We start from the raw sequence: 25,747 nt of genomic DNA on the forward strand, positions 1-25,747 counted from the left end.
TCAAACCACGGAGCGGTGCAGCAGCACCTCGAAAACGAACCGGCTGCCGACATACGCGAGCAGCAGCGCGGCAAACGACACGAGCACCCAGCGCGCGGCGCCGCGTCCACGCCAGCCCGACGTCTTGTGGGCGACCAGCAGGCCGCCGAACATCAGCCACGACAGCACCGCGAACACGGTCTTGTGATCGAGCCGCAGCGCGCGCGCATCGATCTGCTCGCTGAACAGGATCCCCGACGCGAGCGTCAGCGTGAGCAGCACGAAGCCTGCGCCGATCAGGCGGAACAGCAGTTTCTCGAGCGTGAGCAGCGGCGGCAGTGTCTCGAGCCAGCTCGCGATCCAGCCGGTCGAGCCGTCGCGCCCGCCGCTCCTCAGCGACTGCAGGCGCCGCTCGACCATCAGCATCAGGACCGCGTGCAGCGCGGCGATCGCGAAAAGGCCGTACGCGATGTTCGCGATCAGGAAGTGCATCTTGAACAGCGGCGCTGCGGCATAAGGCAGCACCCGCACGCCGCCGAACACGAGCGGCAGCAGCGACGCGCCGCACGCGAGCGGCAGCACCAGCAGGCGCAGGCTGTCGAGCGGGAAGAAGAAGCTCTCGATCCAGTAGATGCCGGCGCCGAGCCAGAACATCGCGGACAGCGCGAACGCGAAGCCGAAGATCATCGCGTCGTTCGGAAAAATGGTCATGTGCAGCAGCACGCCGTGCGCGACGAGCGCCGCGAACAGCAGCGCGCGGCCGGCCCCGCTCATCCCCGACGCGGCGGACGCCGGAACCGGCACGGCCGGCACGCTCGCGACAAGCGAGGTCGCGCCCTGGCGGTGGGTGCGCCAGCCTGCGACGGCGAGGCCGCCGTACAGGAATGCGGTGAGGGCATACAGTACAATATCCATGTTCGAAGTTTACACTAGGCCCCCTTCCCGCGACGGCTCCCTTTGTTCGGTTCCGTTGCGCCTTCGGGCCCCACTGTCCATCGCTCCCCATGCTCGACAATCTCACTCAACGGATGGCGCGCGTCGTCAAGACGCTGCGCGGCGAGGCCCGGCTCACCGAGGCGAACACCCAGGAGATGCTCCGCGAGGTGCGTCTCGCGCTGCTGGAAGCCGACGTCGCGCTGCCCGTCGTCCGCGAATTCATTGCCAAGGTCAAGGAAAAGGCGCTCGGCGAGGAAGTGATCAGCAGCCTGTCGCCGGGTCAGGCGCTCGTCGGCGTGGTCCAGAAGGAACTGACCGCCGTGATCGGCGGCGACTACGAAGGCAAGGCCGCCGAGCTGAACCTCGCGGTCACGCCGCCCGCGGTAATCCTGATGGCCGGCCTGCAGGGCGCCGGCAAGACGACGACCGCCGGCAAGCTCGCGAAGCTGCTGCGCGAGAAGTACAAGAAGAAAGTGCTGACGGTGTCGTGCGACGTGTATCGCCCGGCCGCCATCATGCAGCTGAAAACGGTGAGCGAACAGGTCGGCGCCGACTTCTTCCCGTCGACCCCGGACCAGAAGCCCGTCGACATCGCACTCGCGGCCGTCGACTGGGCGAAGCGCCACTACCATGACGTGCTGATCGTCGACACGGCCGGCCGCCTCGGTATCGACGAGGCGATGATGCAGGAAATCGCCGCGCTGCACGGCACGCTGAAGCCGGCCGAAACGCTGTTCGTCGTCGACGCGATGCTCGGCCAGGACGCGGTCAACACCGCGAAGGCGTTCAACGACACGCTGCCGCTCACCGGCGTCGTGCTGACCAAGCTCGACGGCGATTCGCGCGGCGGTGCCGCGCTGTCGGTGCGCCACATCACGGGCAAGCCGATCAAGTTCGTCGGCGTCGCCGAGAAGCTCGACGGCCTCGAGGTGTTCTACCCGGACCGGATGGCGAACCGGATCCTCGGCATGGGCGACATCCTCGCGCTCGTCGAGGAGGCGCAGCGCGGCGTCGACGTGCAGGCCGCGCAGAAGCTCGCCGACAAGGTGAAGAAAGGCGGCGACTTCGACCTGAACGATTTCCGCGCGCAGATCTCGCAGATGAAGAACATGGGCGGGCTGTCCTCGCTGATGGACAAGCTGCCCGCGCAATTCCAGCAGGCGGCGGCCGGCGCCGACATGGGCCAGGCCGAGAAGTCGATCCGCCGGATGGAAGGCATCATCAGCTCGATGACGCCGGCCGAGCGCGCAAAACCCGAAATCATCAAGGCGACGCGCAAGCGCCGTATTGCAGCCGGCGCCGGCGTGCCGGTGCAGGAAGTCAACCGGATGCTGAATCAGTACGACCAGATGCGTACGATGATGAAGAAGCTGAAGGGCGGCAACATGCAGAAGATGATGCGCGGCCTGAAGGGCATGATGCCCGGCATGCGCTGATTCCGCCCGTCGGTCGGCGCGCGGGTTTTTGCCGTAGCGCGCGCCGGCCGTTCTGCTTCATCCTTATTTGTATACCGACTGCCCGCCAGAACACATGAACCGCGAAGAAGCCCTCCACATTTTCGACCACTCCGAAGAGATCGTCTCGGCCGATGCCGTCAACGCATCGATCGCCCGGATGGCCGACGCGATCCGCGCCGACATCGGCGACGCGTTTCCCCTCGTGCTCTCGGTGATGGGTGGCGCCGCGGTGTTTACCGGGATGCTGCTGCCGCATCTCGATTTCCCGCTGGAGTTCGACTACATCCACCTGACCCGCTACCGCAACACCACGCAGGGCAGCCCGGAGATGCACTGGCGCGTCGCGCCGCGCGAATCGGTGAAGGACCGGATCGTGCTCGTGCTCGACGACATCCTCGACGAAGGCGAGACGATGGCCGCGATCCGCGACCGCATCCTCGACATGGGTGCAAAACGCTTCATGTCCGCCGTGCTGTGCGAGAAGACGCTCGCGAAGGCGAAACCGCTGCATCCCGACTTCTGCGGCTTCTCGGTGCCGGACCGCTACGTGTTCGGCTGCGGGATGGACGCAAAGGGCTACTGGCGCAATCTGCCGACGATCCGCGCACTGACCGCGAACGTCTGACCGCCCTGCCCGCCACAAAGAAAAGCGGCGCCCCGGTTTCCCGGAGCGCCGCTTTTTTTCGTCGGCACGCGCCGCGCCGCCCGCGCTACAGCTGGTGCACGAACGCCCGGATGCCGGCCAGCAGCATCTCGACCGAGATCGCGACGAGCACCAAACCCATCAGCCGCTCGAACGCCGCGACGGTCCGCTCGCCGAGCCACTGCTGGATCCGTTCGGCCAGCACCAGCGTGATCGCGCAGACGATCATCGTGACCGTCAGCGCGCCAACCCACTCGAACATCTTGCCCGGCGCCTGCGACGTCAGCAGCATCACCGTCGCGAGCGCGGACGGCCCGGCAAGCGCCGGAATCGCGAGCGGCACGATGAACGGCTCGCCCCCGGCGCGCGGATCGCTGCCGAGCGCGCCGTCCGGATGCGGGAAGATCATTCGCAGCGCGATCAGGAACAGCACGATCCCGCCGCCGAGCCGCAGCGACAGGTCGGTCAAGCTCATCATCCGCAGGAAGCGGTCGCCGACCACCATGAAGAACAGCAGGATCACGAACGCGATCCCCACTTCACGCAGGATCAGCTTCACGCGCCGCTCGCGCGGCACGTCCCGCATCGCCGTGATGAACAGCGGGATGTTGCCGAGCGGATCCGTGATCAGCACGAGGAGCACGGTGGCCGACAGGAAGGTGTATTCCACCGCGTTCCCCTGTTGTAGCGCTTAGCGCGCGAGCGCAGCGCGGATCTTTTCCGTCACCGTCGCCGCGGCGGCGTCGGCCGGCAGCAGCGTCGCTTCGGCGTCGCGGCGGCCCTGGTACTCGATCTTGCCTTCCTTCAAGCCGCGCTCGCCGATCACCAGGCGATGCGGCACGCCGATCAGTTCCCAGTCGGCGAACATCACGCCCGGGCGCTCGCCGCGATCGTCGAGGATCACGTCGATGCCGGCGGCGGCCAGTTCCGCGTACAGCTTGTCGGCCGCCTCGCGAACCATGTCGCTGCGATCGTAGCCCATCGGGCACAGCACGACCTCGAAGGGGGCGATCGACTCGGGCCAGATGATGCCGCGATCGTCGAAGTTCTGTTCGATCGCCGCGCCGAGAATACGCGTGACGCCGACGCCGTAGCAGCCCATCAGCATCGGCTGCGGCTTGCCCGATTCGTCGAGGAACGTCGCGCCCATCGCTTCCGAGTACTTGGTGCCGAGCTGGAACACGTGGCCGACTTCAATGCCACGGCAGATGTCGATCACGCCCTTGCCGTCCGGCGACGGATCGCCCTTCTGCACGTTGCGCACGTCGGCGACGTCCGGCTCGGGCAGGTCGCGGCCCCAGTTCACGCCAGCGATGTGATAGTCCACCTCGTTTGCGCCGACGACGAAGTCGCTCATGTTCGCGACCGTGCGGTCCGCGATCACCTTCACGGGCTTCTTCGTGCCGACCGGGCCGAGATAGCCCGGCGGCGTGCCGAACCACTCGACGATTTCCTGCTCGGTCGCGAAGCGGTGGTTCTTCAGCCCCGGCAGCTTCGACACCTTGATCTCGTTCAGGTCGTGATCGCCACGCAGCATCACGAGCCAGATGGTCGGCTCGGCGCCTTCGTTGTCGGTCGCGAGCACGATCGATTTGATCGTGCGCTCGAGCGGGATCGCCAGCAGTTCGGCGACGGCTTCGCACTTCGCCTTGCCGGGCGTCGCGACCTTCTCCATCGCTTCGGCCGGCGCCGCGCGCTCGGCAATCAGCGGCAACGCTTCGGCCGCCTCGATGTTCGCCGCGAAGTCGGACGTCGGGCAGTAGGCGATCGCGTCCTCGCCGGTGTCGGCGATCACGTGGAACTCGTGGGAGAAGTTGCCGCCGATCGAGCCGCTGTCGGCCGCGACCGCACGGAACTCGAGGCCGAGGCGCGTGAAGATGCGCACGTATGCGTCATACATCTTGCGATACGACTCGTTCAGACCGGCCGCGTCCTTGTCGAACGAATACGCGTCCTTCATGATGAATTCGCGGCCGCGCATCACGCCGAAGCGCGGACGAATCTCGTCGCGGAACTTGGTCTGGATCTGGTAGAAGTTCACCGGCATCTGCCGGTAGCTCTTGATCTGGTTGCGCGCGATGTCGGTGATGACTTCCTCGTGCGTCGGCCCGATCACGAAGTCGTTGTCCTTGCGGTCCTTGAAGCGCAGCAGCTCGGGGCCGTACTGTTCCCAGCGCCCCGATTCCTGCCACAGCTCGGCCGGTTGCACGGCCGGCATCAGCAGCTCGATGGCGCCTGCCCGGTTCATTTCCTCGCGCACGATCGCCTCGACCTTGCGAATCGAACGCAGGCCGACCGGCAGGTAGTTGTAGATGCCGCCGGCGACGCGACGGATCATGCCGGCGCGCACCATCAGCTTGTGGCTGACGATCTCTGCGTCGGCCGGTGCTTCTTTGAGGGTGCCGATAAAGAAACGGGAAGCTTTCATGCGGACGGTTCCAAATACGGCGCCCCAAGGCGGGGCGCCCGAAAAAGTTTCAAGGTGAAAAAGCTGCGCGCGGCGAACAACGAGGGACGACGATGGCGCAGATGACGTAGCAGACTAATCAGGGACAATTCAGCCGGTGCACCCCGCGCGGATTCGCTCCGTCACGGTGCGCAGCGCCCGTTATCTGTTTATAATCAAAGCAATTTTAAAGGATTCGAAGGTGGTTGTATGCTGGATCGTGAAGGCTTTCGCCCGAACGTCGGCATCATCCTCTTGAACGCGCGCAACGAGGTGTTTTGGGGCAAGCGGCTCCGCGAGCATTCCTGGCAGTTTCCTCAAGGTGGGATCAAGTACGGCGAGACCCCCATGCAGGCGATGTACCGGGAACTGCACGAAGAGACCGGCCTGCACCCGGAACACGTCAAGATAATCGGCCGCACCCGCGACTGGTTGCGTTACGAGGTGCCTGACAAGTTCATCAAACGCGAAGTACGCGGCCATTACCGCGGCCAGAAGCAGATCTGGTTCCTGCTGCGGATGGTCGGACGCGATTGCGACATTTGCTTGCGCGCGACCGATCACCCGGAGTTCGATGCGTGGCGCTGGAACGAGTACTGGGTGCCGCTCGATGCGGTGATCGAGTTCAAGCGGGATGTCTATCAGTTGGCGCTGACGGAACTGTCGCGCTTCCTGCGCCGCCCGGCGCAGCGAGCCGAAAAGCCGCGTGGGCCGCGTCCGTCGCGCTATCCGCGCGTCATCGGTGCGCAGGTCCAGCAGACGCTGACGATTGTCGACACATCGTTAGTCTGTTCGGAGATCGAAGTGGAGGCGAGCACGCTCGACGAGATGCCGTCCCGCGAGATCGTCGGCAAATGACGAGTCGGACTGCATGACCGGGCGCGACCTTGTGTCGCGCCCTTTTTTTACGAGGAATGCATATTGAAAGCGATTGCTCTCGCGCTCGCATCGATTGTCGCGGCGGCCACGCTGGCCGGTTGCGCAAATTCGAAGACGCCGACCAACAAGGATGACAGCGAGTTCGTGTACCTGCTGGACCGCCAGGGCAACTGGAAGGAAAACCCGGTCGACACGCTGCCGCCGCTTCCGCAAGCGGGCGACCTGCTGCCGTTCAACGTGTCTCAGAATACGCCGCTCAAGTTCTCCGTCGATGCGAAGTCGCTTGCGGTCGGCACCGACGGCGTCGTGCGCTATGCGGTCGTCATCACGAGCCCGGCAGGCGCACGCAACGTGAACTATGAAGGCATCCGCTGCGACACCTACGAATGGCGTCAGTATGCCGGCCTGAATTCGGATCACGACGGCTGGGACCGCACGGTCGAGAACGACTGGCGTCGCATCGAGAACGGCGAGTTGAACGCGTACCACTCGGCGCTGTACCAGGACTACTTCTGCTCGAACAAGATGCCACAGGGCACGACCCAGCAGATTCTCGAGAACATCCGGTTCCACCGCACCGCGATGAGCCAGCTGCGCTGACTGCGCGACGCAGGCCACCGGCCTTGCCGAGCCAATCGCAACAAAAAGCCCGCACAACGCGGGCTTTTTTAGTATCTCGGGACGTCTGGCCGAATGGTTACACGAGCACGAGGTTGTCGCGGTGAATCAGCTCCGGTTCCAGCATGTAGCCAAGCACCGTCTCGATCTCGCCGCTCGGCTTGCGGTGAATCAGCTTCGTTTCCGCACTGCTGTAGTTCGTGAGACCGCGCGCCACTTCGCGTCCGTCGGGGCCGACACATGCGATCACCTCGCCGCGCGCGAACGCCCCCTGCACGCCAATCACGCCGATCGGCAGCAGGCTCTTGCCGCCGGCCGTCAGCTTCTCGACCGCACCGGCATCGATCACGACGTGCCCGCGTACCTGCAGATGGTCGGCCATCCATTGCTTGCGCGCGGCCATCCGCGCGGTGCGCGCGATCAGCTGCGTGCCGATCGCCTCGCCCGCCGCCAGCCGCACCAGCACGTCGGCTTCGCGGCCGCTCGCGATCACGGTGTTCGCGCCGCTGTGCGCTGCGCGCTTCGCCGCGAGGATCTTCGTCAGCATTCCGCCGCGGCCGAGGCTCGAGCCGGCTCCGCCCGCCATCGCCTCGAGTTCCGGTGCGCCCGCACTGGCTTCCGCGACCAGCGTCGCGTTCGGATCCTTGCGCGGATCGGCGGTGAACAGCCCCGACTGATCGGTCAGGATGATGAGCGCATCGCCTTCGATCAGGTTCGCGACCAGCGCGCCGAGCGTGTCGTTGTCGCCGAACTTGATTTCGTCGGTGACGACCGTGTCGTTCTCGTTGATGATCGGCACGACGCCGAGCCGCAGCAGCGTGAGCAGCGTCGAGCGCGCATTCAGGTAGCGCTCGCGATCGGCAAGGTCGGCATGCGTCAGCAGGATCTGCGCGGTGCGGATATCGTGCTCGGTGAAGCGGCTTTCATAGACTTGCGCGAGCCCCATCTGGCCAACCGCGGCGGCAGCCTGCAGCTCGTCGATCTCGCGCGGACGCTTGCTCCAGCCGAGCCGCTGCATCCCTTCAGCGATCGCGCCCGAACTGACGAGCACCACTTCCTTGCCCTGCGCGCGCAGCGCGGCGATCTGGGCCGCCCAGCGGCCGATCGCAGCATGATCGAGCCCCTTGCCGTCGTTGGTTACGAGGCTCGAGCCCACCTTCACCACCAATCGCTTCGAATCCGCGATGATCGAACGCATCGTGCGCCGTCTCCTGTATCTGATGCCTGCCCGACCGGGCGCGCTTAAATTCCGGCACCGGGCGCGACGCCCGGTGCGTTCCGGCCACGCTCAGGCGTCGTCGCCGGGCGTCGCGCCGCCAGCGGCGGGCGGCGCATCGCGGAATCGCACGTCCGCGGCCAGATCTTCCTCTTCCGCCGCGCGATGCGCGTCCGAATGCTGGGCGAGGTAGTCGTAGATCGCGTAGCACAGCGCTTCGCAGCCCTGGCCCGTGAGCGCCGAAATCTCGAACACCGGGCCGTCCCAGCCGAAACGGTCGAGGAAATCGGCGACGCGCGCCTCGCGCTCGTCTTCCGGCACCATGTCGAGCTTGTTGAGGACGAGCCAGCGCGGCTTCTCATAGAGCGCCTCGTCGTACTTGCGCAGTTCGCCAACGATCGCGGTTGCTTCCGCGACCGGATCGACGCTTTCGTCAAACGGAGCCAAATCGACGAGATGCAAGAGCACGCCGGTGCGCTGCAAGTGTCGCAGGAACTGGTGGCCGAGGCCCGCACCTTCAGCTGCGCCCTCGATCAGCCCCGGGATGTCGGCGATCACGAAGCTCTTGCTCGGGCCGACCCGCACGACGCCGAGGTTCGGCGCGAGCGTTGTGAACGGATAGTCGGCGATCTTCGGCTTCGCGTTCGACACCGACGAGATGAAGGTCGACTTGCCAGCGTTCGGCATGCCGAGCAGACCGACGTCGGCGAGCACCTTCAGTTCGAGCCTCAGCATGCGCCGTTCGCCCGGCTTGCCGTCGGTCTTCTGGCGCGGCGCGCGGTTCGTGCTCGACTTGAAATGCAGGTTGCCGAGACCGCCTGCGCCACCCTTCGCGAGCATCACCTGCTGATCGTGCTCGGTCAGGTCGGCGATCAGTTCGCCCGTGTCCATGTCGGTCACGACCGTGCCGACCGGCATGCGCAGCGTGACGTCGTCACCGCCCTTGCCGTAGCAATCGGATCCGCGACCGTTTTCGCCGTTGCGCGCCAGGTGCTTCTTCGCGTAGCGATAGTCGATCAGCGTGTTGATGTTACGGTCAGCGATCGCGTAGACGTTCCCGCCCCGGCCGCCGTCGCCGCCGTCCGGCCCGCCGAACGGAACGAATTTCTCGCGGCGCATCGACGCGCTGCCATCGCCTCCGTCGCCGGCGATGACTTCGATTCGTGCTTCGTCAATGAACTTCATTCGTCACTCCGACCAGTATTTCCGCTATTGTGCCGCGCGCCGGCGCGCTTGAACAATCTGCCGTTCGGCCAATTGCCCGCCGTTTCGCGACAGCCGCCGGTGCGCACATGCGCCCGGCGGCCAAATAAAAAAAGGCCCCGCGAAGACTGCGGGGCCTTTCGGCTACGAAGCCCGTGGGTGCCTGAACTTAGGCAGCCGCCGGGACAACGATGACCAGATGCTTCTTGTCCGCGCCCTTGGTCGCGAACTTGACGTGACCGTCGACCAGCGCGAACAGGGTGTGATCCTTGCCCATGCCGACGTTCTCGCCAGCGTGCATGCGCGTACCGCGCTGACGCACGATGATGCCGCCGGCATTGATTGCCTGGCCGCCATACACTTTCACGCCGAGACGTTTCGACTCGGAGTCGCGGCCGTTCCGGGAAGAGCCGCCTGCCTTTTTGTGTGCCATCTGATTGCTCCTTTACCGAGGCGCTTACGCGTTGATCGCGTCGATGCGCAGCTCAGTGTAGTTCTGGCGGTGGCCGCCGTGCTTTTGGTAGTGCTTCCGGCGACGCATCTTGAAGATGGTGACCTTGGCATGACGACCGTGCGACACAACGGTGGCCTTGACGGAAGCCCCACTGACCAGCGGCGTACCGAACTTAATCGATTCGCCTTCGCCCACTGCGAGAACCTGGTCGAGCGTGATTTCAGCGTCAATGTCAGCCGGTATCTGTTCTACTTTGAGTTTTTCGCCAACGGCAACCTTGTACTGCTTGCCGCCGGTTTTTATGACCGCGTACATTGAGAACCTCACTCTGGATCCAATTTTTCCGCACACCACGCGCGGAAAACACGTGATTATACATGGGGTTAGCACCCAAGTCAAAGCCGATCCGCGATTGCCGCGCGCAAGACCTGGCCGGACGGCCAAAATCACCGTGCCGGCACGTCCGACAGACCGGGATATCGTGGATTCGACTTATAATCCGCGGCATCACCCATTTCGATCATCATGTCGTCGTCCACCGCCTCCCCCACCCTCAGCGCCGCCCACCTGCTCGCCCCGATCGCCAGCGACATGGAGCAGGTGAATCGCGTTATCCGGCAGAGCCTCGCGTCCGACGTGCTGCTGATCAACCAGATCGCCGAGTACATCATCGGCGCGGGCGGCAAGCGGCTGCGTCCGGCCCTGCTTTTGCTCGTCGCCGGTGCGCTCGGCGAGACGTCGCACCAGCGGCACGTGCTGGCTGCCGTCGTCGAGTTCATCCACACCGCCACGCTGCTGCATGACGACGTCGTCGACGAATCCGAACTGCGGCGCGGCCGCCAGACGGCCAACGCGCTGTTCGGCAATGCGGCGAGCGTGCTGGTCGGCGACTACCTCTATTCGCGCTCGTTCGAGATGATGGTCGGCGTCGGCAAGATGCGCGTGATGGAAATCCTGTCGGAAGCGACGACGATCATCTCCGAAGGCGAAGTGCTCCAGCTTCTGAACATGCACGACGCGGACGTCGACGAGTCGCGCTACATGCAGGTGATCCGCTACAAGACAGCGAAGCTGTTCGAGGCATCGGCCCGCCTGGGCGCAGTGCTCGCCGGCGCCGATGCGCCGACCGAAGCCGCCGCTGCCGAATACGGCCGGCGGATCGGCACCGCATTCCAGATCATGGACGACTGGCTCGACTATGCTGGCACGGCCGAAGCGATGGGCAAGAATGCCGGCGACGATCTGCGCGAAGGCAAACCGACGCTCCCGCTCATCTACCTGATCGAACGCGGCACGCCAGAACAGTCGGCGCTCGCGCGCGAGGTGATCGAACAAGGCGGCACCGATCGCTTCGATACGATTTTCGATGCAATCACCCGCTCGGGCGCGCTCGACCATACGCTCGAATGTGCGCGCAAGGAAGCACAGGCCGCTGCGGCCGCGATCGCCGCGTTCCCGGATTCGATCTACAAGGAAAGCCTGCTCGCGCTGTGCTCGTACTCGACGTCGCGACAGTCGTAAACGCGCCGTGAAGGGGACGAGATACCTTGTCTCGAAAAATTTCTTCAACAAGGTATTCCCTTTTAGAAAAAACATCGTTATAGTTACGTTCTTGCTTGAGACGACGCAGCGATCTTCACGAAGGCGCTAGAGTCGGAAGAGCAAAAAATCGGGGTGTAGCTTAGCCTGGTAGAGCGCTACGTTCGGGACGTAGAGGCCGGAGGTTCGAATCCTCTCACCCCGACCAGATTTGAAAAAACCGTGCACCACGTGCACGGTTTTTTTTTGCCTTCCTTTTGCCCGGTCACGCGAGCCCGATGCCGCGTGCGATATATCCCGGCCGCCGGCCTCTGCTATATTCCCTCCATCCCTGTCCTTCACTGCCCTTCTGACGCGTGGACCAAATTCCCTTATGGGCGCAAATCGGCGCCGTCTTCCTGCTTCTCCTCTGCTCCAGCTTCTTTTCCATTTCCGAGACCGCGATGATGGCGCTCAACCGCCATCGGCTGAAGCATCTCGCCGGCCAGGGTGTGCTCGGCGCGAAAACCACGCAGGGTCTTCTCACACGCACCGACCTGCTGCTCAGCGTGATCCTGATCGGCAATAATCTGTTCAACACGATCATCCCGGTTCTGACGACCTCGCTCGCGCTACACACGTTCGGCCGCAACAACCTCGCGCTGTCGATCGCGACCGGCATCGTCGCGTTCCTGATCATCGTGTTCGCGGAAATCGCGCCGAAGATCGTCGGCGCGACCTTCCCCGAGCGCATCGCGCTGCCCGCCAGTCTCGTGATCGCGCCGCTGATGCGCGTGTTCAAGCCGATCGTGTGGTTCGTCAACGCGCTCGCGAACGGCGTGCTCTGGGTGCTGCGCATCAACACGAAGAAGGGCCGCGACCAGCGGATGTCGGCCGACGAGCTGCGCGCGATCGTGCTCGAATCGAGCAGCTTCATGCCGACCAAGCACCGCAGCATCCTGCTCAACCTGTTCGACCTCGAGAACATCACCGTCGACGACGTGATGGTGCCGCGCCGGCAAATCGAATCGCTCAACTTTCACGCGCCACTCGACGACATCCTGCATCAGCTCGAGACCTGCTATCACAACCGCCTGGTCGTCTACGAAGGTGACATCGACAAGGTGCTCGGCGTGTTGCACGTCCGGAAGACACTCACCGCACTTCACAACCAGGATTTCGACCGCGAAACGTTGCGCACGCTGCTCGCCGAGCCGTACTACGTGCCGTCGGGCACGCCGGTCGTCCAGCAGCTCCAGTATTTCCAGGAGAGCCGGCAGCGAACCGCACTTGTCGTCAACGAGTACGGCGAACTCGAGGGGCTCGTCACGCCCGAGGACATCATCGAGGAACTGATCGGCGAATTCACGACGTCGATGCCGCGCGGCGAACGCGCGGGCGGCTGGAACCAGAACGGCGAATGCATCGTCGCCGCCAGCATGCCGCTGCGGGAACTGAACCGCTGGCTGCACCTGCAACTGCCAACCGACGGACCAAAAACGTTGAACGGCCTGATCCTCGAAATCCTCGAGGAAATTCCCGAAGGCGACGTGTGCCTGAAAATCCGTGACGTGATGCTCGAGGTCATGCGCAGCGACGACCAGGCCGTTCGCACCGTCAAGCTCTTCAAGCCGCGCAGCACGCGCGCACGCGCCACGCGCTAGCCGAACGGCCGACTGTCAGCACCGCTCGCGATACGCGACCATTTGCAGGTCACGATCAACAGGCGGCCGAGCGCCGGCTCACATGCACCTCCCACCTCCTGGGGCGCCGCTGCACACGCAGCGGCCGCCTGCCTCCATCGACGCATCGCCCGCTGAAACGCCCCGGTCGCTCGATGCGGCGCAGCTCGACGATTCGCCCGCCGTGCGGCTGCTGACCGACACGCTGCACGCCGCCCGCGTGCGCGACGCGTCCGACGTCCACGTCGAACCGTTCGAAGCAGGCTGGCGCATCCGCCTGCGCATCGACGGCGTCCTGCACGAACACGCGCGGCCGCCTGCTCATCTGCGCGACGCACTCGTCACACGGATCAAGGTGCTCTCCCGCATGGACATCGCCGAGCGCCGGCTTCCGCAGGACGGCCGGCTGCGCATCGCGGTCGACGGCGGCATGCGAGGCGACTACCGGGTCAGCTCGCTGCCCACGCTGTTCGGCGAGAAACTCGTGTTGCGTCGCCTCGAAACATTACCGCCCGACCTCACGCTTGCGCGCCTCGGCTTCGACGCGCGGCAGGCGGCGGCGATGGAGGCCGCGATTCTCGCGCCGCACGGCCTCGTGCTCGTCACCGGGCCGACCGGAAGCGGCAAGACGCTGTCGCTCTACTGCGCGCTGCAGATGCTCGACCGCGATGCCCACAACGTGTGCACGGTCGAGGATCCGGCCGAGATTCAGCTCGACGGCATCAACCAGGTCGGCGTGGCGGAAAAAGCCGGGCTCACTTTCGCCACCGCGCTGCGCGCGCTGCTGCGGCAGGACCCGGATGTCATCATGGTCGGCGAGATTCGCGATGCGGAGACGGCCGACGTCGCGATCAAGGCCGCGCAGACCGGGCACCTCGTGCTGTCGACGCTGCACACGAACGACGCGCCGACAGCCGTCGCGCGACTGCTCGACATCGGCGTCGCGCCGTACAACCTGGCGGCCGCATTGCGCCTCGTCACCGCGCAACGCCTCGTTCGGCGCCTGTGCACCATCTGCCGCGTGCGTTCCGACGCGTCGGCACGCGCGCTGCGCGAAGCTGGCTGCGATTCGGCAGCGCTGGAATCCGGATGGCGTCCGTTCGTCGCGCGCGGCTGTGCCGCCTGTCACGGCATCGGTTATCGCGGCCGGATCGGCCTGCATCAGACAATGCCGGTTTCACCGGCAATGGCGGAGCGCATCGTCGCGCGCGCAAGCGTCGGCACGCTCGCACAATGCGCGGCGTCCGAGGGCGTATGCAGTCTGCGCGACGCGGCACTTGCGCACGTCCGCGACGGCACGACGAGCATCGCGGAAGCGCTGGCCGCGACGCCTGACGCGTGACCGCCATGCGTGCACCGCCAAACGAAACCTGCTTCGCGTGGCGCGGCCGTCGTCGCGACGGCACGCCATGCCGCGGGAACGTCATCGCCTTCGATGCCGCCGCCGCACGAGCAGCGCTCGCGCGCGACGGCGTCGCGGTGCTGTCGCTCGACGTCCGCGGCGCGGCCCGACCACCAGCGGCCGGAGCAAGGGAGGTCACGCGCTTCACGCGTCAGCTCGCGAGCCTGCTGCAAGCCGGACTACCACTCGCACCGTCGCTCGAGATGCTCGCCCGCACCCGCACGCGCGACGGGCTGCCGCGCATCGCCGCCGGTCTCGCGCGCGAGATCGTCGGCGGGCAACGCTTCGCCGCCGCGCTCGCACGCTATCCGTCCCAGTTCGGCATGCTGTATCGCCAGTTGATCGAGGTGGGCGAGGCATCGGGTGCGCTCGGTACCGTACTGACCCGCGTCGCGGAGCACCGGGAACGCGCCGACGCGCAATGGCGCAAGCTGCGTGCCGCACTTGCGTACCCGGTCGCCGTCATCGTGTTCGCGCTCGCTATCTCGGCCGCGCTGATGGTGTGGGTCGTGCCGACGTTCCGACAGATCTTCGACGGTTTCGGCGCGGCACTGCCTGCACCGACCCGCGCCCTGCTCGCCCTCTCGTCCGCGACATCGGCCTGGGGTGGCACGTTGGTTGCCGGCGCAGCCGTCGCAGTATTCACCGCGCGCCACGCGCTGCGGCGCTCGCCTTCGCTGCGCTATACGGTGGCACGGCATCTGCTGAATCTGCCGTTCGTCGGCAGCGCGCTCACGCGCTTCGCGACCGCGCGCTGGTGCCGCTCGCTTGCAACGCTGCTCGGTGCCGGCGTCCCACTCGCCGATGCGTTCGCCACGCTCGAGCGCACCGCCGGCCATCCGGTGTTCGAACAGGCCACCGCACAGATTGCGACGCGCGTGCTGCGCGGCGCGCGCCTGGCCGATGCGATGCACGCGACGGGATGCTTCCCGGACGACGTCGTGCAGCCGATCGCCGTCGCCGAGGAAACCGGCGCGCTCGACACGATGCTCACCGATATCGCCGCGCTATGCGAGCGTCAGCTCGACGCGCGTCTCGATGCGCTCGCCGCGCTCGGCGAGCCGCTGATCGTGATCGTGCTGGGCGCACTCGTCGGCGGCCTCGTGATCGCGATGTATCTGCCCATCCTTCAGCTGGGCAACGTGGTGTAGCATCGCAACCGATTCTGTCGCCTTTCATGCCCGAACCCGAGCCCCATGACGCCCGCGCCCCTGATCACCGTTTTCGCCTCGCCCGACAGCATGTTGCTCGCGCTGGCGATGCTGCCGCATGCGGTGCAGTATGCGTTCGCCGTCGTGCTCGGCCTGTGCGTCGGCAGCTTCGTGAACGTCGTCGTGCACCGGGTCCCGGTGATGATGCAGCGCGCCTGGCAGGCCGAGATCGCCGAAGCGACCGGCAGTGCAAGCGCGCCGCCGGACGACGGTTATCCGCGGCATTACGATCTGTGGCGCCCGCGCAGCGCCTGTCCACATTGCGGTCACGTGCTGCGTGCGTGGGAGAACATCCCGCTCGTGAGCTACTTGCTGTTGCTCGGGCGCTGCCGTCAGTGCGGCCATGCGATCGGCATGCGCTATCCGCTCGTCGAGCTCGCCGGTGCGCTGCTCGCCGCCGGTTCGCTCGCCGCGTTCGGCCCCACCGTCGCCGCGCTCGCCGCGTTCGGACTGTGCGCGGCACTGCTGGCAATGAGCGCGATCGATATCCAGACCGGGTACCTGCCCGATTCGATGACGCTGCCGATGCTGTGGGCCGGGCTCGCACTGAACCTCGGCGGCACGTTCACGTCGCTGCGTTCGGCCGTGGTCGGCGCGATGGCCGGCTACCTGTTCCTGTGGTCGGTCTACTGGCTGTTCAAATGGTTGCGCGGCATCGAGGGCATCGGCTTCGGCGACCTCAAGCTGCTCGCCGCGCTCGGCGCATGGATGGGCTGGGCCGCGCTGCCGCAGGTCGTGCTGTTCGCCGCGGTGACGGGCGCGCTCGTCGGGCTCGTCGCGACCTGGCGCGGACGCATGCGCTTCGAGGAGCCGATTCCGTTCGGCCCGTTTCTCGCGGCAGGCGGCGTCGCGACGCTGTTTTTCGGCACCCCTTTCTACTCGGCACTCGGCGGCTGACATGACGCACCGCCGGCGGCCGCCATGTTCGCTGCGTCGCGGGGAGGCGCTTCGCTGCCTCGCGACGGCCCGGCGGAGGCTCACATGTTTTCAATAGGACTCACCGGCGGCATCGGCAGCGGCAAGACGACCGTCGCCGACATGTTCGCCGCACGCGGCGCATCGCTCGTCGATACCGACCTGATCGCGCACCGCATCACCGCACCGGCCGGCCTCGCGATGCCAGCGATCGAACAGGCATTCGGACCGGATTTCGTCGCTGCCGACGGCTCGCTCGACCGCGCGAAGATGCGCGCACTCATTTTCAGCGACGACGACGCGCGTCGGCGCCTCGAAGCTATCACGCATCCGCTGATCCGCGCCGAGACCGAGCGCGAGGCCCGCGAAGCGCAGGGCCCTTACGTGATCTTCGTCGTGCCGCTGCTCGTGGAGTCAGGTAACTGGAAGGCGCGCAGCGATCGCGTGCTGGTCGTCGACTGTCCGGTCGAAACGCAGATCGCACGTGTGATGCGGCGCAATGATTTCACGCGCGAACAAGTCGAAGCGATCATCGCAAGACAAGCGACGCGCGAAGCGCGTCTCGCCGCGGCCGACGACGTGATCGTCAACGACGCGACGACACCCGCTGCTCTCGCTGCACAGGTCGATGCACTGCACCAACGCTATCTTGCGTTCGCGGCTGCCGCACACTGACCGCCGCGCGCGATCGTGATGGTGTACGAAATTGGTGCGTTGCTAGGGTAGACAGTGAGCATTAGAATGTCCTGCATTGTTTCAATCCCTACCCTAGAGGCGAGCGCGCTTGATTCTTTACGAGTATCCGTTCAACGAGCGAATTCGCACGCTATTGCGCCTCGAAGACCTGTTCGAGCGCTTCGCGTTCTTTTTGGCTCAGGAGGACCCGCGTGAACATCACGTCGCGCTGACGACGCTGTTCGAAATCGCTGAGGTCACAGGCCGCGCGGACCTGAAATCGGATCTGATGAAGGAGCTCGAACGTCAACGCCAGACGCTCGCCCCCTTTCGCGGCAATCCGGGCATCGAACAGAATGCGCTCGAGGCCGTGCTCGGTGAAATCGAGCAGACGCTCGCCAATCTTGCGCAGATGCAGGGCAAGACCGGGCAGCATCTGGTCGACAACGAGTGGCTCGCCAGCATCCGCAGCCGCGCGGTGATTCCCGGCGGCACGTGCAAGTTCGACCTGCCGTCGTACTATGCGTGGCAGCAATGGCCCGCGGAACAGCGGCGCCAGGACATTGCGAAATGGATCCTGCCGCTGCTGCCGCTGCGCGATGCCGCTGCGATCGTGCTGCGGCTCGCACGTGAATCGGGGCAGGCTTCGAAAGTGATGGCGATGCAGGGCAGCTACCAGCAGATGCTGTCGGGGCGCTCCTACCAGCTGATGCAGGTCCGCGTGCCCCCGGAGCTGCGCGTGATTCCCGAAGCGAGCGCCAACAAATACATGCTGTGGGTACGGTTCACCATGCAGGACGGCGACGTGCGGCCGCGCGCGGTGGACATCGACGTGCCGTTCCATCTGACACTGTGCAATCTGTAACGGCCGCGCGCCGGTTCGACGCTTTCGTATGACTACCGTTGTGAAATGTCCTTCGTGCGGCGCAGAAGTGCGCTGGACGCCTGAAAACAAGTTCCGTCCCTTCTGTTCGGCCCGCTGCAAGCAACTCGACCTCGGCGCATGGGCCGCAGAAAAGTACCGGATCGGCGGGGCCTCCGACGAGGGTCCGTCGTCGGAGGAAGATGGCGCCGACGGCCGCCGCGACAGCTGAGCGGCGCGCGACACCGCTCGCCCTGCAGATATGGCCCGCCTTTCAGGCGAGCCGCCACGGCGTCATTGCGACGCCGCCTCCTTCTCGAGCAGCGCCAGCACCGGCAGCGCCGCCGGCAACAGCGGCGCGACCTCGACCGGCAGTTGCTGCCACACGAACGCCTGCCCTTCCTTGCTGTGCGGCTCACCCGCCCAGCCCGTCACCTTGCAGAAATAGAGCCGCACGTACGCGTGCGGATAATCGTGCTCGAGCGTATGCCAGCGGTGGCTGGCCGTGACTTCGATGCCGAGTTCCTCGTGCAATTCGCGCGCCAGCGCGTCCTCCACGCTCTCCCCGGCCTCCAGCTTGCCGCCGGGAAACTCCCAGTAGCCCTCGTACGGCTTGCCCTGCAGCCGCTGTGCGAGCAGGTAACGACCGTCCGCCTGCACCATCACGCCGACCGCGACCTCTGTCACCTTGCGTCCATCGGGCGCGCGCACGCTGCCCGCTGCGAAATCCGTACTCATACCTGCTCCTTGCGACCCGACCAGTCGCGCGCGAACTGCCATGCGACGCGCCCCGAACGCGAACCGCGCTCGAGCGCCCAGACGAGCGCGTCGCCGCGCGCCGTCTCGATCTCCGCGTCCGCGCAGCCGGAATGGCGCAGCCAGTGCGCGACGATGTCGAGGTAGTCGTCCTGCTTGAACGGGTAGAAGCTGACCCACAGGCCGAAGCGCTCCGACAGCGAGATCTTTTCCTCGACGACTTCACCGGGGTGGATCTCGCCGTCCGGCAGATGCTTGTACGACTCGTTGTCGCTCATGTACTCGGGCAGCAGATGGCGGCGGTTCGACGTCGCGTAGATCAGCACGTTGTCGGACTGCGCGGCGATCGAGCCGTCGAGTGCGACCTTCAGCGCCTTGTAGCCCGATTCGCCCTCCTCGAACGACAGGTCGTCGCAGAACACGATGAAACGCTCCGGACGCTCAGAGATCAGATCCACGATGTCGCCGAGATCGTGCAGGTCGTCCTTGTCGACTTCGATCAGGCGCAGCCCGTCCTTCGCATACGCGTTCAGGCAGGCCTTGATCAGGGACGACTTGCCAGTGCCGCGCGCACCTGTCAGCAGCACGTTGTTCGCCGGCTTGCGCTGGACGAACTGTCGCGTGTTCTGCTCGATCAGCCCTTTCTGTCGATCGATGTTGTGCAGGTCGCCCAGCGTGATCGACGACGCTGCCGGCACCGGCTGCAAATAGCCGCGCCCCTGGCGCTTGCGCCAACGGAACGCGGTGGCGGCATTCCAGTCGATGGCCGCCGGCGCGGGCGGCAGCATCCCCTCGAGGCGGCCGAGCAGCGCTTCCGCGCGCGTCAGAAACTGTTCGAGCTTGTCCATGTCGTTCGAGCGCTCCCGATCAGGAGCGATAATCCGCGTTGATGCTCACGTAATCGTGCGAAAGATCGCACGTCCAGATCGTTGCCTGCGCGTCACCGCGGCCGAGCAGCACGCGGATCGTGATTTCGCTCTGCTTCATCACGCGCTGGCCGTCCTCCTCCTGGTAAGCCGGGTTGCGGCCACCGGCCTTCGCGACGAGCACGTCGTCGAGATAGAGATCGATCTTGCCGACGTCGAGATCCGTGACGCCCGCGTAGCCGATCGCCGCGAGGATCCGGCCCAGGTTGGGGTCGGATGCGTAGAAGGCCGTCTTCACAAGCGGCGAGTGCCCGATCGCATAGGCGATCTGGCGGCACTCGGCGACGCTCTTGCCGCCTTCGACCTGCACCGTCATGAATTTCGTCGCGCCTTCGCCATCGCGCACGATCAGCTGCGACAGCACCTGAGCGACCTGCGTGACCGCATCGCGCAGCGCTGCATAGGCCGGTGAATCGGTCGACGTGATCGCGGGCAGCGTGCTCTTGCCGGACGCGATCAGGATGAACGAGTCGTTCGTCGACGTGTCGCCGTCGATCGTGATGCAGTTGAACGAGCGGTCGGCCACTTCCTTCACGAGCGTGTCGAGGACCGGCTGCGCCACGGTCGCATCGAACGCGAGGAAGCCGAGCATCGTCGCCATGTTCGGCTTGATCATGCCCGCACCCTTGCTGATGCCTGTCAGCGTGACCGTGTGGCCGTCGATCGTCACCTGGCGAGACGTGGCCTTCGGCAGCGTGTCGGTCGTCATGATCGCCTGCGCGGCGTCATACCAGTTCGCGGCCTTGCGGTTTGCGAGCGCGGCCGGCAGCCCGGCCTTCAGGCGGTCGATCGGCAGCGGCTCGAGGATCACGCCGGTCGAGAACGGCAACACCTGCGCGGCGTCGATGCCCGCGAGGCGCGCGAGTTCCGAGCAGGTTTCGCGCGTGTTCACGAGGCCCGGCTCGCCGGTGCCCGCATTCGCATTGCCCGTGTTCACGACGAGCGCGCGGATGCCCGCGCCGCCGGCACGCACCGCTGCCAGGTGCTCGCGACACACCGTCACCGGCGCGGCGCAGAAGCGGTTCTCGGTGAATACGCCGGCGACCGTCGCCCCTTCGTCGACGGAAATGACCAGCACGTCCTTGCGATTCGGCTTGCGGATGTTCGCTTCCGCCCAGCCGAGCGTGACGCCGGCGACGGGATGGAGTTGGGCGGGATCGATCGACGGAAAATTGACAGCCATGGGGCACACCTGCCGGATGGAAAATGCCGGCATCCGCCGGCATCGATTGGAAGAACCGGCGGGCCGCATGCGGGCCGCCGCAACTCACATCACTGACTCGAAGCTGCAAACGAAGCGGCACGCGGATGCGCGCCGCCGTCGATCATGACAGCTTCCCGTGACATTGCTTGTACTTCTTGCCGCTGCCGCACGGGCACGGGTCATTGCGGCCGACCTTCGGCATCTCGCCGCCGGGGCCGCTGTGGGTCATCGCGCTGCCGACCATGTCGGCCGTCGCGGTCGCCGCGGTGGCGGCCGCGACGTTCGCGACCGGGGCACCGGATTCCGCGTAGTCGGCATGCTGATACTCGACGTTTTCGAGCTGACCGCCGCGCTCCTCGATCTGCTCGGCGGCTTCCTCGAGCTGCTCCGGCGACTGGATCTGCACGTTCATCACGATGCGCGTGACTTCCTGCTTGATCGCCTCGAGCATCGCGGCGAACAATTCGAACGCCTCGCGCTTGTACTCCTGCTTCGGGTTCTTCTGCGCATAGCCGCGCAGGTGGATGCCCTGGCGCAGGTGGTCGAGCGCCGCGAGGTGCTCGCGCCACAGGCGATCGACCGTCTGCAGCATCACCGAGCGCTCGAAGGCGCTGAACGATTCGCGGCCGACCATCGCGACCTTCGACTCGTACTGCTCGTCGGCGGCGGTCGTCACCGCTTCGAGAATCTCCTCGGCGGTGATCGACGACGACTCGTTCACCATTTCCTGGATCGCGAGGTCGAGCTGCCAGTCGTTGCGCAGCGCTTCCTCGAGCTCGGGCACGTCCCACTGTTCCTCGATGCTGGCTTGCGGCACGAACTGGTGGACGACTTCGGCGATCACGCCATGACGCATCGCCGAGATCGTCTCGGTGATGTCGTGGGCTTCGAGCAGTTCATTGCGCTGCTGGTAGATCACCTTGCGCTGGTCGTTCGACACGTCGTCGTATTCGAGCAGCTGCTTGCGGATGTCGAAGTTGCGCGCTTCGACCTTGCGCTGCGCCGATTCGATCGAACGCGTAACGATGCCGGCCTCGATCGCCTCGCCTTCCGGCATCTTCAGTCGGTCCATGATCGAGCGCACGCGGTCGCCCGCGAAGATGCGCAGCAGCGGATCGTCGAGCGACAGGTAGAAGCGCGACGAGCCCGGGTCGCCCTGGCGGCCCGCACGGCCGCGCAGCTGGTTGTCGATCCGGCGCGATTCGTGGCGCTCGGTGCCGATGATGTGCAGGCCGCCCGCGGCCTTCACCTGCTCGTGCAGCGTTTCCCACTCGTCGTGCAGCTGCTTGATGCGGCGCGCTTTTTCGTCGGCCGGGATTGCGTCGTCGGCGTCGATGAACGCGGCCTGCTTCTCGGCGTTGCCGCCGAGCACGATGTCGGTACCGCGGCCCGCCATGTTGGTCGCGATCGTGATGCGGTTCGGACGGCCGGCTTCCGCGACGATCGCGGCTTCACGCTCGTGCTGCTTCGCGTTCAGCACCTCGTGCGGCAGGCCGGCCTGCTTCAGCAGGTGCGACAGCAGTTCCGAGTTCTCGATCGACGTCGTGCCGACCAGCACCGGCTGGCCGCGCTCGTAGCAGTCGCGAATGTCGCGGATCACCGCGTCGTAACGCTCCTTGGCCGTCTTGTAGATCTGGTCCTGCTTGTCGATCCGCTTCGGCGGGCGGTTGGTCGGGATCACGACCGTCTCGAGGCCGTAGATCTCGTTGAATTCGTACGCTTCGGTGTCGGCCGTACCGGTCATGCCCGCGAGCTTCGCGTACATGCGGAAGTAGTTCTGGAACGTGATCGAGGCGAGCGTCTGGTTCTCGCTCTGGATCTTCACGTGTTCCTTCGCCTCGACCGCCTGGTGCAGGCCGTCGGACCAGCGGCGACCCGCCATCAGGCGGCCCGTGAATTCGTCGACGATCACCACTTCGCCGTTCTGCACGACGTAGTGCTGGTCCTTGTGGAACAGCGTGTGCGCGCGCAGCGCCGCGTACACGTGGTGCATCAGCGTGATGTTCTGCGGCGCGTACAGGCTCTCGCCCTCGCCGATCAGGCCCCACTCGGCGAGCAGCCGCTCGGCCTTCTCGTGGCCCGACTCCGTCAGGAACACCTGGCGCGCCTTCTCGTCGAGCGTGTAGTCGCCCGGTTTCTCGACGCCCGTGCCGTCGGCCTTCTCCTCGCCGATCTGCCGCTCGAGCAGCGGCGGCAGCGCGTTCATCCGGACGTACAGTTCGGTGTGATCTTCCGCCTGGCCCGAGATGATCAGCGGCGTACGCGCCTCGTCGATCAGGATCGAGTCCACTTCGTCGACGACCGCGAAGTTCAGTGCCCGCTGCACGCGCGCGTCGGTCTCGTAGACCATGTTGTCGCGCAAGTAGTCGAAGCCGAACTCGTTGTTCGTGCCGTAGGTGATGTCCGCCGCGTAGGCCTGCTGCTTCTGGTCGTGCTCCATGCCGGACAGGTTGATGCCGACCGACAGACCAAGGAAGTTGTAGAGGCGCGCCATCCATTCGGCGTCGCGCTGCGCGAGGTAGTCGTTGACCGTCACGACGTGGACGCCACGGCCGGCCAGCGCATTCAGGTAGACGGGCAGCGTCGCGACGAGCGTCTTGCCCTCGCCGGTGCGCATTTCCGCGATCTTGCCGTAGTGGAGCACCATGCCGCCGATCATCTGCACGTCGAAGTGGCGCATCTTCAGCACGCGGCGGCTCGCCTCCCGGCAGACCGCGAACGCCTCGGGCAGCAGCTTGTCGAGCGACTCGCCGCCCGCGATCCGCTGGCGGAACTCATCCGTCTTGCCGCGCAACTGGTCGTCCGTCAGCTTCTCGATCTGCGTTTCGAGCGCATTGATCGTCGCGACGGTCTTTTGGTATTGCTTGACGAGCCGTTGGTTGCGGCTGCCAAAAATTTTCTGGAGAAAACCGGTTGTCATCGGATCGGATCCTGCGTCGCAGCACCGGCGCCCGGCGCGCGTTGCGCGCCCCGACGCCCGAGCCTCGGCGGCTTAGCGAATTAGTGGAATCAAACGAGGAATTTTAGCACGCGAGGAAGCATGCGCCGGTGTCCCGGCTGGACTCACGCCGCACGCCAAACCCGCGCGGGCCACCGGCCGCGTGGCCCGAAAGCCGCCCGTGCGCGAGCCGGCGCGGGTACAATCGGCGTCAACGTCCGCGCCCGTGCGCGCCCGAAGAATGCCTCGATGAACCGATTTTCCAAGCGTTTCGGCCCGCTCGCCGCGTATCGCCCGCAACCCGTGTCCGAAGTGCTCAACCGCACCGACGCGTTCGCGGCGCTGCGCGCCGGCGTCGAACAAGTCGCGTCGCTGCAGCGCGACCTCGCCGCGCTCCTGCCCGACTATCTTGCGAATCACGTCGAACCGGGCTCCATCAAGGACGGCACCCTGACCCTCTTTGCCGCGCACAATGCGCTCGCCGCCCGGCTGCGGCAGGTCGAGCCGCGCCTGCTCGCCGATCTCCAGAAGCGCGGCTGGCCGGTCTCGGCGCTGCGCGTGCGCGTGCGTCCGAAGGACGCGCCGGAACCACCGCACGTGAAGCAGGCGCGTATGACGACCGTCGGCGCCACCGCGTTGCGCGACCTCGCCGATCACCTCGAGCCGTCGCCGCTGCAGGCTGCACTCGCGCGGATGGCCGCGCGCCACGGTGCGAAGTCTTCGCGCTGAACCCGCGCCGACCGCGCAGGCGGCCGCCCAACGAAAAAGCGACCCGAAGGTCGCTTTTTCTATCGCGGGTGCCGAACGCCGATCAGGCGAAGGCCGTCTGCGTGTCGAACGCGAAGCCGCTCGGCGCGGCTTGCGGATCGTCGAACGTGACGATCTCGTATGCGTCCTCGTGCGCGAGCAGTTCGCGCAGCAGCGCGTTGTTCAGCCCGTGACCCGACTTGTATGCGGTGTACGACGCCAGCAGCGGATGGCCGACCACGTACAGGTCGCCGATCGCGTCGAGCATCTTGTGCTTCACGAACTCGTCGTCGTAGCGCAGCCCGTCGTTGTTCAGGATCCGGTATTCGTCGAGCACGATCGCGTTGTCCATGCTGCCGCCGCGTGCGAGACCCAGCTCGCGCATCATTTCGACTTCATGGGCAAAACCGAACGTGCGCGCACGCGCGATCTCGCGTACGTACGACGTGTTCGCGAAGTCGACCTCGAGTTCCTGGCCGGTCTTGTCGACGGCCGGGTGACGGAAGTCGATCGTGAACTTCAGCTTGAAGCCGAAATACGGATCGAGACGCGCGAACTTGTCGCCGTCACGGATTTCGACCGGCTTCTTCACCTTGATGAAGCGCTTCGGCGCGTTCTGCTCCTCGATGCCCGCGGACTGGATCAGGAACACGAAGGACGCGGCGCTGCCGTCCATGATCGGGATTTCCTCTGCCGTCACGTCGACATAGAGGTTGTCGATGCCGAGGCCGGCACACGCCGACATCAGGTGCTCGACGGTCGACACGCGCGCACCATCCTTCTGCAGCACCGACGCGAGCCGCGTGTCGCCGATCGACATCGCGGATGCCGGGATGTCGACAGGCGTGGGCAGGTCGACGCGCGAGAAAACGATCCCCGTGCCCGGCGCGGCCGGGCGAAGCGTCAGTTCGACCTTGCGGCCCGAGTGGAGACCGATGCCCACGGTCTTCACGATCGATTTGATGGTGCGCTGCTTCAGCATGATGTTCTTCATCTTGATTGAGATTATCAATCAGGAGTTATATTCGATAGGTGGGATTATAGCGTAATTCCCTATTCAACGCTGTTTGAAACTGCGTA

The 25,747-nt window shown here is 65.6% G+C and carries 25 protein-coding genes and 1 tRNA gene; 14 read left to right on the forward strand and 12 right to left on the reverse strand.

The features are described from left to right. Entirely contained in the window at nt 1–894 is an 894-nt protein-coding gene (locus BTE28158_RS16245) for a cytochrome C assembly family protein (RefSeq protein ID WP_059608188.1), read from the reverse strand. A gap of 89 nt (nt 895–983) precedes the next feature. Between BTE28158_RS16245 and ffh the strand changes: the two genes are divergently transcribed. Next, a complete protein-coding gene (gene ffh, locus BTE28158_RS16250) occupies nt 984–2,351 on the forward strand; it encodes a signal recognition particle protein (protein ID WP_059608187.1) in 1,368 nt (455 codons plus the stop codon). Nucleotides 2,352–2,445: 94 nt separating this feature from the next. Beyond that, the gene (locus tag BTE28158_RS16255) at nt 2,446–2,997 is read left to right on the forward strand and encodes a hypoxanthine-guanine phosphoribosyltransferase (protein WP_059465332.1); all 552 of its coding nucleotides are present in this window, start codon (nt 2,446–2,448) and stop codon (nt 2,995–2,997) included. Nucleotides 2,998–3,082: 85 nt separating this feature from the next. Here the strand turns inward: BTE28158_RS16255 and BTE28158_RS16260 are convergent, their stop codons facing one another. Both BTE28158_RS16260 and BTE28158_RS16265 read right to left on the reverse strand, forming a co-directional pair. Further along, nucleotides 3,083–3,685 carry a MarC family protein gene (locus BTE28158_RS16260; protein WP_012363042.1) on the reverse strand — a complete coding sequence of 201 codons (603 nt, stop codon included), beginning with the start codon at nt 3,683–3,685 and terminating at the stop codon, nt 3,083–3,085. Between the two features lie 21 nt (nt 3,686–3,706). Further along, the gene (locus BTE28158_RS16265) at nt 3,707–5,443 is read right to left on the reverse strand and encodes a proline--tRNA ligase (protein WP_151048153.1); all 1,737 of its coding nucleotides are present in this window, start codon (nt 5,441–5,443) and stop codon (nt 3,707–3,709) included. Nucleotides 5,444–5,671: 228 nt separating this feature from the next. Between BTE28158_RS16265 and BTE28158_RS16270 the strand changes: the two genes are divergently transcribed. Next, nucleotides 5,672–6,319 carry an RNA pyrophosphohydrolase gene (locus tag BTE28158_RS16270; protein WP_151048154.1) on the forward strand — a complete coding sequence of 216 codons (648 nt, stop codon included), beginning with the start codon at nt 5,672–5,674 and terminating at the stop codon, nt 6,317–6,319. Nucleotides 6,320–6,382: 63 nt separating this feature from the next. Next, complete coding sequence (locus BTE28158_RS16275; protein WP_059465329.1) at nt 6,383–6,940, forward strand: CNP1-like family protein; 558 nt, start codon at nt 6,383–6,385, stop codon at nt 6,938–6,940. A gap of 97 nt (nt 6,941–7,037) precedes the next feature. Here the strand turns inward: BTE28158_RS16275 and proB are convergent, their stop codons facing one another. The 4 genes from proB to rplU all read right to left on the reverse strand — a co-directional run bounded on the left by proB (nt 7,038) and on the right by rplU (nt 10,146). Next, nucleotides 7,038–8,156 carry a glutamate 5-kinase gene (gene proB / locus BTE28158_RS16280; RefSeq protein WP_059465328.1) on the reverse strand — a complete coding sequence of 373 codons (1,119 nt, stop codon included), beginning with the start codon at nt 8,154–8,156 and terminating at the stop codon, nt 7,038–7,040. 90 nt (nt 8,157–8,246) lie between these two features. Next, complete coding sequence (gene cgtA / locus BTE28158_RS16285) at nt 8,247–9,359, reverse strand: Obg family GTPase CgtA (RefSeq protein WP_059608182.1); 1,113 nt, start codon at nt 9,357–9,359, stop codon at nt 8,247–8,249. Between the two features lie 187 nt (nt 9,360–9,546). Continuing rightward, complete coding sequence (gene rpmA, locus BTE28158_RS16290) at nt 9,547–9,810, reverse strand: 50S ribosomal protein L27 (RefSeq protein WP_006476999.1); 264 nt, start codon at nt 9,808–9,810, stop codon at nt 9,547–9,549. Between the two features lie 24 nt (nt 9,811–9,834). Beyond that, a complete protein-coding gene (gene rplU, locus BTE28158_RS16295; protein WP_006025184.1) occupies nt 9,835–10,146 on the reverse strand; it encodes a 50S ribosomal protein L21 in 312 nt (103 codons plus the stop codon). A gap of 210 nt (nt 10,147–10,356) precedes the next feature. Here rplU and BTE28158_RS16300 point away from each other — a divergent pair, with 210 nt between their 5' ends. From BTE28158_RS16300 to BTE28158_RS16340, 9 genes are all read left to right on the forward strand, one after another. Next, nucleotides 10,357–11,352, forward strand: a complete 996-nt coding sequence (locus BTE28158_RS16300; protein ID WP_059608181.1) for a polyprenyl synthetase family protein — start codon at nt 10,357–10,359, stop codon at nt 11,350–11,352. A gap of 149 nt (nt 11,353–11,501) precedes the next feature. Next, nucleotides 11,502–11,578, forward strand: a tRNA-Pro gene (locus BTE28158_RS16305). Between the two features lie 148 nt (nt 11,579–11,726). After that, the gene (locus BTE28158_RS16310; protein ID WP_151048155.1) at nt 11,727–13,013 is read left to right on the forward strand and encodes an HlyC/CorC family transporter; all 1,287 of its coding nucleotides are present in this window, start codon (nt 11,727–11,729) and stop codon (nt 13,011–13,013) included. 82 nt (nt 13,014–13,095) lie between these two features. Continuing rightward, nucleotides 13,096–14,373 (forward strand): GspE/PulE family protein, encoded by a 1,278-nt coding sequence (locus BTE28158_RS16315; RefSeq protein WP_124624729.1) that lies wholly within the window; start codon nt 13,096–13,098, stop codon nt 14,371–14,373. Between the two features lie 5 nt (nt 14,374–14,378). After that, nucleotides 14,379–15,584: a type II secretion system F family protein gene (locus BTE28158_RS16320; RefSeq protein WP_151048156.1), complete on the forward strand. Its 1,206-nt coding sequence runs from the start codon at nt 14,379–14,381 to the stop codon at nt 15,582–15,584. A gap of 45 nt (nt 15,585–15,629) precedes the next feature. Then, complete coding sequence (locus BTE28158_RS16325; protein ID WP_151048157.1) at nt 15,630–16,541, forward strand: prepilin peptidase; 912 nt, start codon at nt 15,630–15,632, stop codon at nt 16,539–16,541. Nucleotides 16,542–16,625: 84 nt separating this feature from the next. Further along, nucleotides 16,626–17,234, forward strand: coding sequence for a dephospho-CoA kinase (coaE, locus tag BTE28158_RS16330; RefSeq protein ID WP_124624721.1), 609 nt, complete (start codon nt 16,626–16,628; stop codon nt 17,232–17,234). Between the two features lie 109 nt (nt 17,235–17,343). Further along, entirely contained in the window at nt 17,344–18,099 is a 756-nt protein-coding gene (zapD, locus tag BTE28158_RS16335; RefSeq protein ID WP_059608176.1) for a cell division protein ZapD, read from the forward strand. A 28-nt stretch (nt 18,100–18,127) separates the two neighbouring features. Continuing rightward, nucleotides 18,128–18,328: a DNA gyrase inhibitor YacG gene (locus BTE28158_RS16340; protein ID WP_151048158.1), complete on the forward strand. Its 201-nt coding sequence runs from the start codon at nt 18,128–18,130 to the stop codon at nt 18,326–18,328. Nucleotides 18,329–18,390: 62 nt separating this feature from the next. Here BTE28158_RS16340 and BTE28158_RS16345 read toward each other — a convergent pair whose 3' ends face one another. The 4 genes from BTE28158_RS16345 to secA all read right to left on the reverse strand — a co-directional run bounded on the left by BTE28158_RS16345 (nt 18,391) and on the right by secA (nt 23,902). Continuing rightward, nucleotides 18,391–18,834, reverse strand: a complete 444-nt coding sequence (locus BTE28158_RS16345; protein ID WP_151048159.1) for an NUDIX domain-containing protein — start codon at nt 18,832–18,834, stop codon at nt 18,391–18,393. Next, complete coding sequence (locus BTE28158_RS16350) at nt 18,831–19,700, reverse strand: ATP-binding protein (RefSeq protein WP_151048160.1); 870 nt, start codon at nt 19,698–19,700, stop codon at nt 18,831–18,833. Before BTE28158_RS16350 ends, BTE28158_RS16345 begins: the two co-directional genes overlap by 4 nt. Nucleotides 19,701–19,719: 19 nt before the next feature. Further along, the gene (gene argJ, locus BTE28158_RS16355) at nt 19,720–20,961 is read right to left on the reverse strand and encodes a bifunctional glutamate N-acetyltransferase/amino-acid acetyltransferase ArgJ (protein WP_151048161.1); all 1,242 of its coding nucleotides are present in this window, start codon (nt 20,959–20,961) and stop codon (nt 19,720–19,722) included. Between the two features lie 142 nt (nt 20,962–21,103). Continuing rightward, nucleotides 21,104–23,902 (reverse strand): preprotein translocase subunit SecA, encoded by a 2,799-nt coding sequence (gene secA, locus BTE28158_RS16360; RefSeq protein WP_151048162.1) that lies wholly within the window; start codon nt 23,900–23,902, stop codon nt 21,104–21,106. 267 nt (nt 23,903–24,169) lie between these two features. Here secA and BTE28158_RS16365 point away from each other — a divergent pair, with 267 nt between their 5' ends. After that, on the forward strand, nt 24,170–24,649 hold the full coding sequence (locus BTE28158_RS16365) for a DciA family protein (RefSeq protein WP_059535175.1): 480 nt from the start codon (nt 24,170–24,172) through the stop codon (nt 24,647–24,649). An 82-nt stretch (nt 24,650–24,731) separates the two neighbouring features. On the opposite strand, the gene lpxC is transcribed toward BTE28158_RS16365, so the two are convergent. Continuing rightward, nucleotides 24,732–25,649, reverse strand: a complete 918-nt coding sequence (gene lpxC, locus BTE28158_RS16370) for a UDP-3-O-acyl-N-acetylglucosamine deacetylase (protein ID WP_059506998.1) — start codon at nt 25,647–25,649, stop codon at nt 24,732–24,734. Nucleotides 25,650–25,747 lie beyond the last annotated feature (98 nt).

This window comes from Burkholderia diffusa (assembly GCF_902499115.1).
In the GTDB taxonomy this organism is placed as follows: Bacteria; Pseudomonadota; Gammaproteobacteria; order Burkholderiales; family Burkholderiaceae; genus Burkholderia; species Burkholderia diffusa.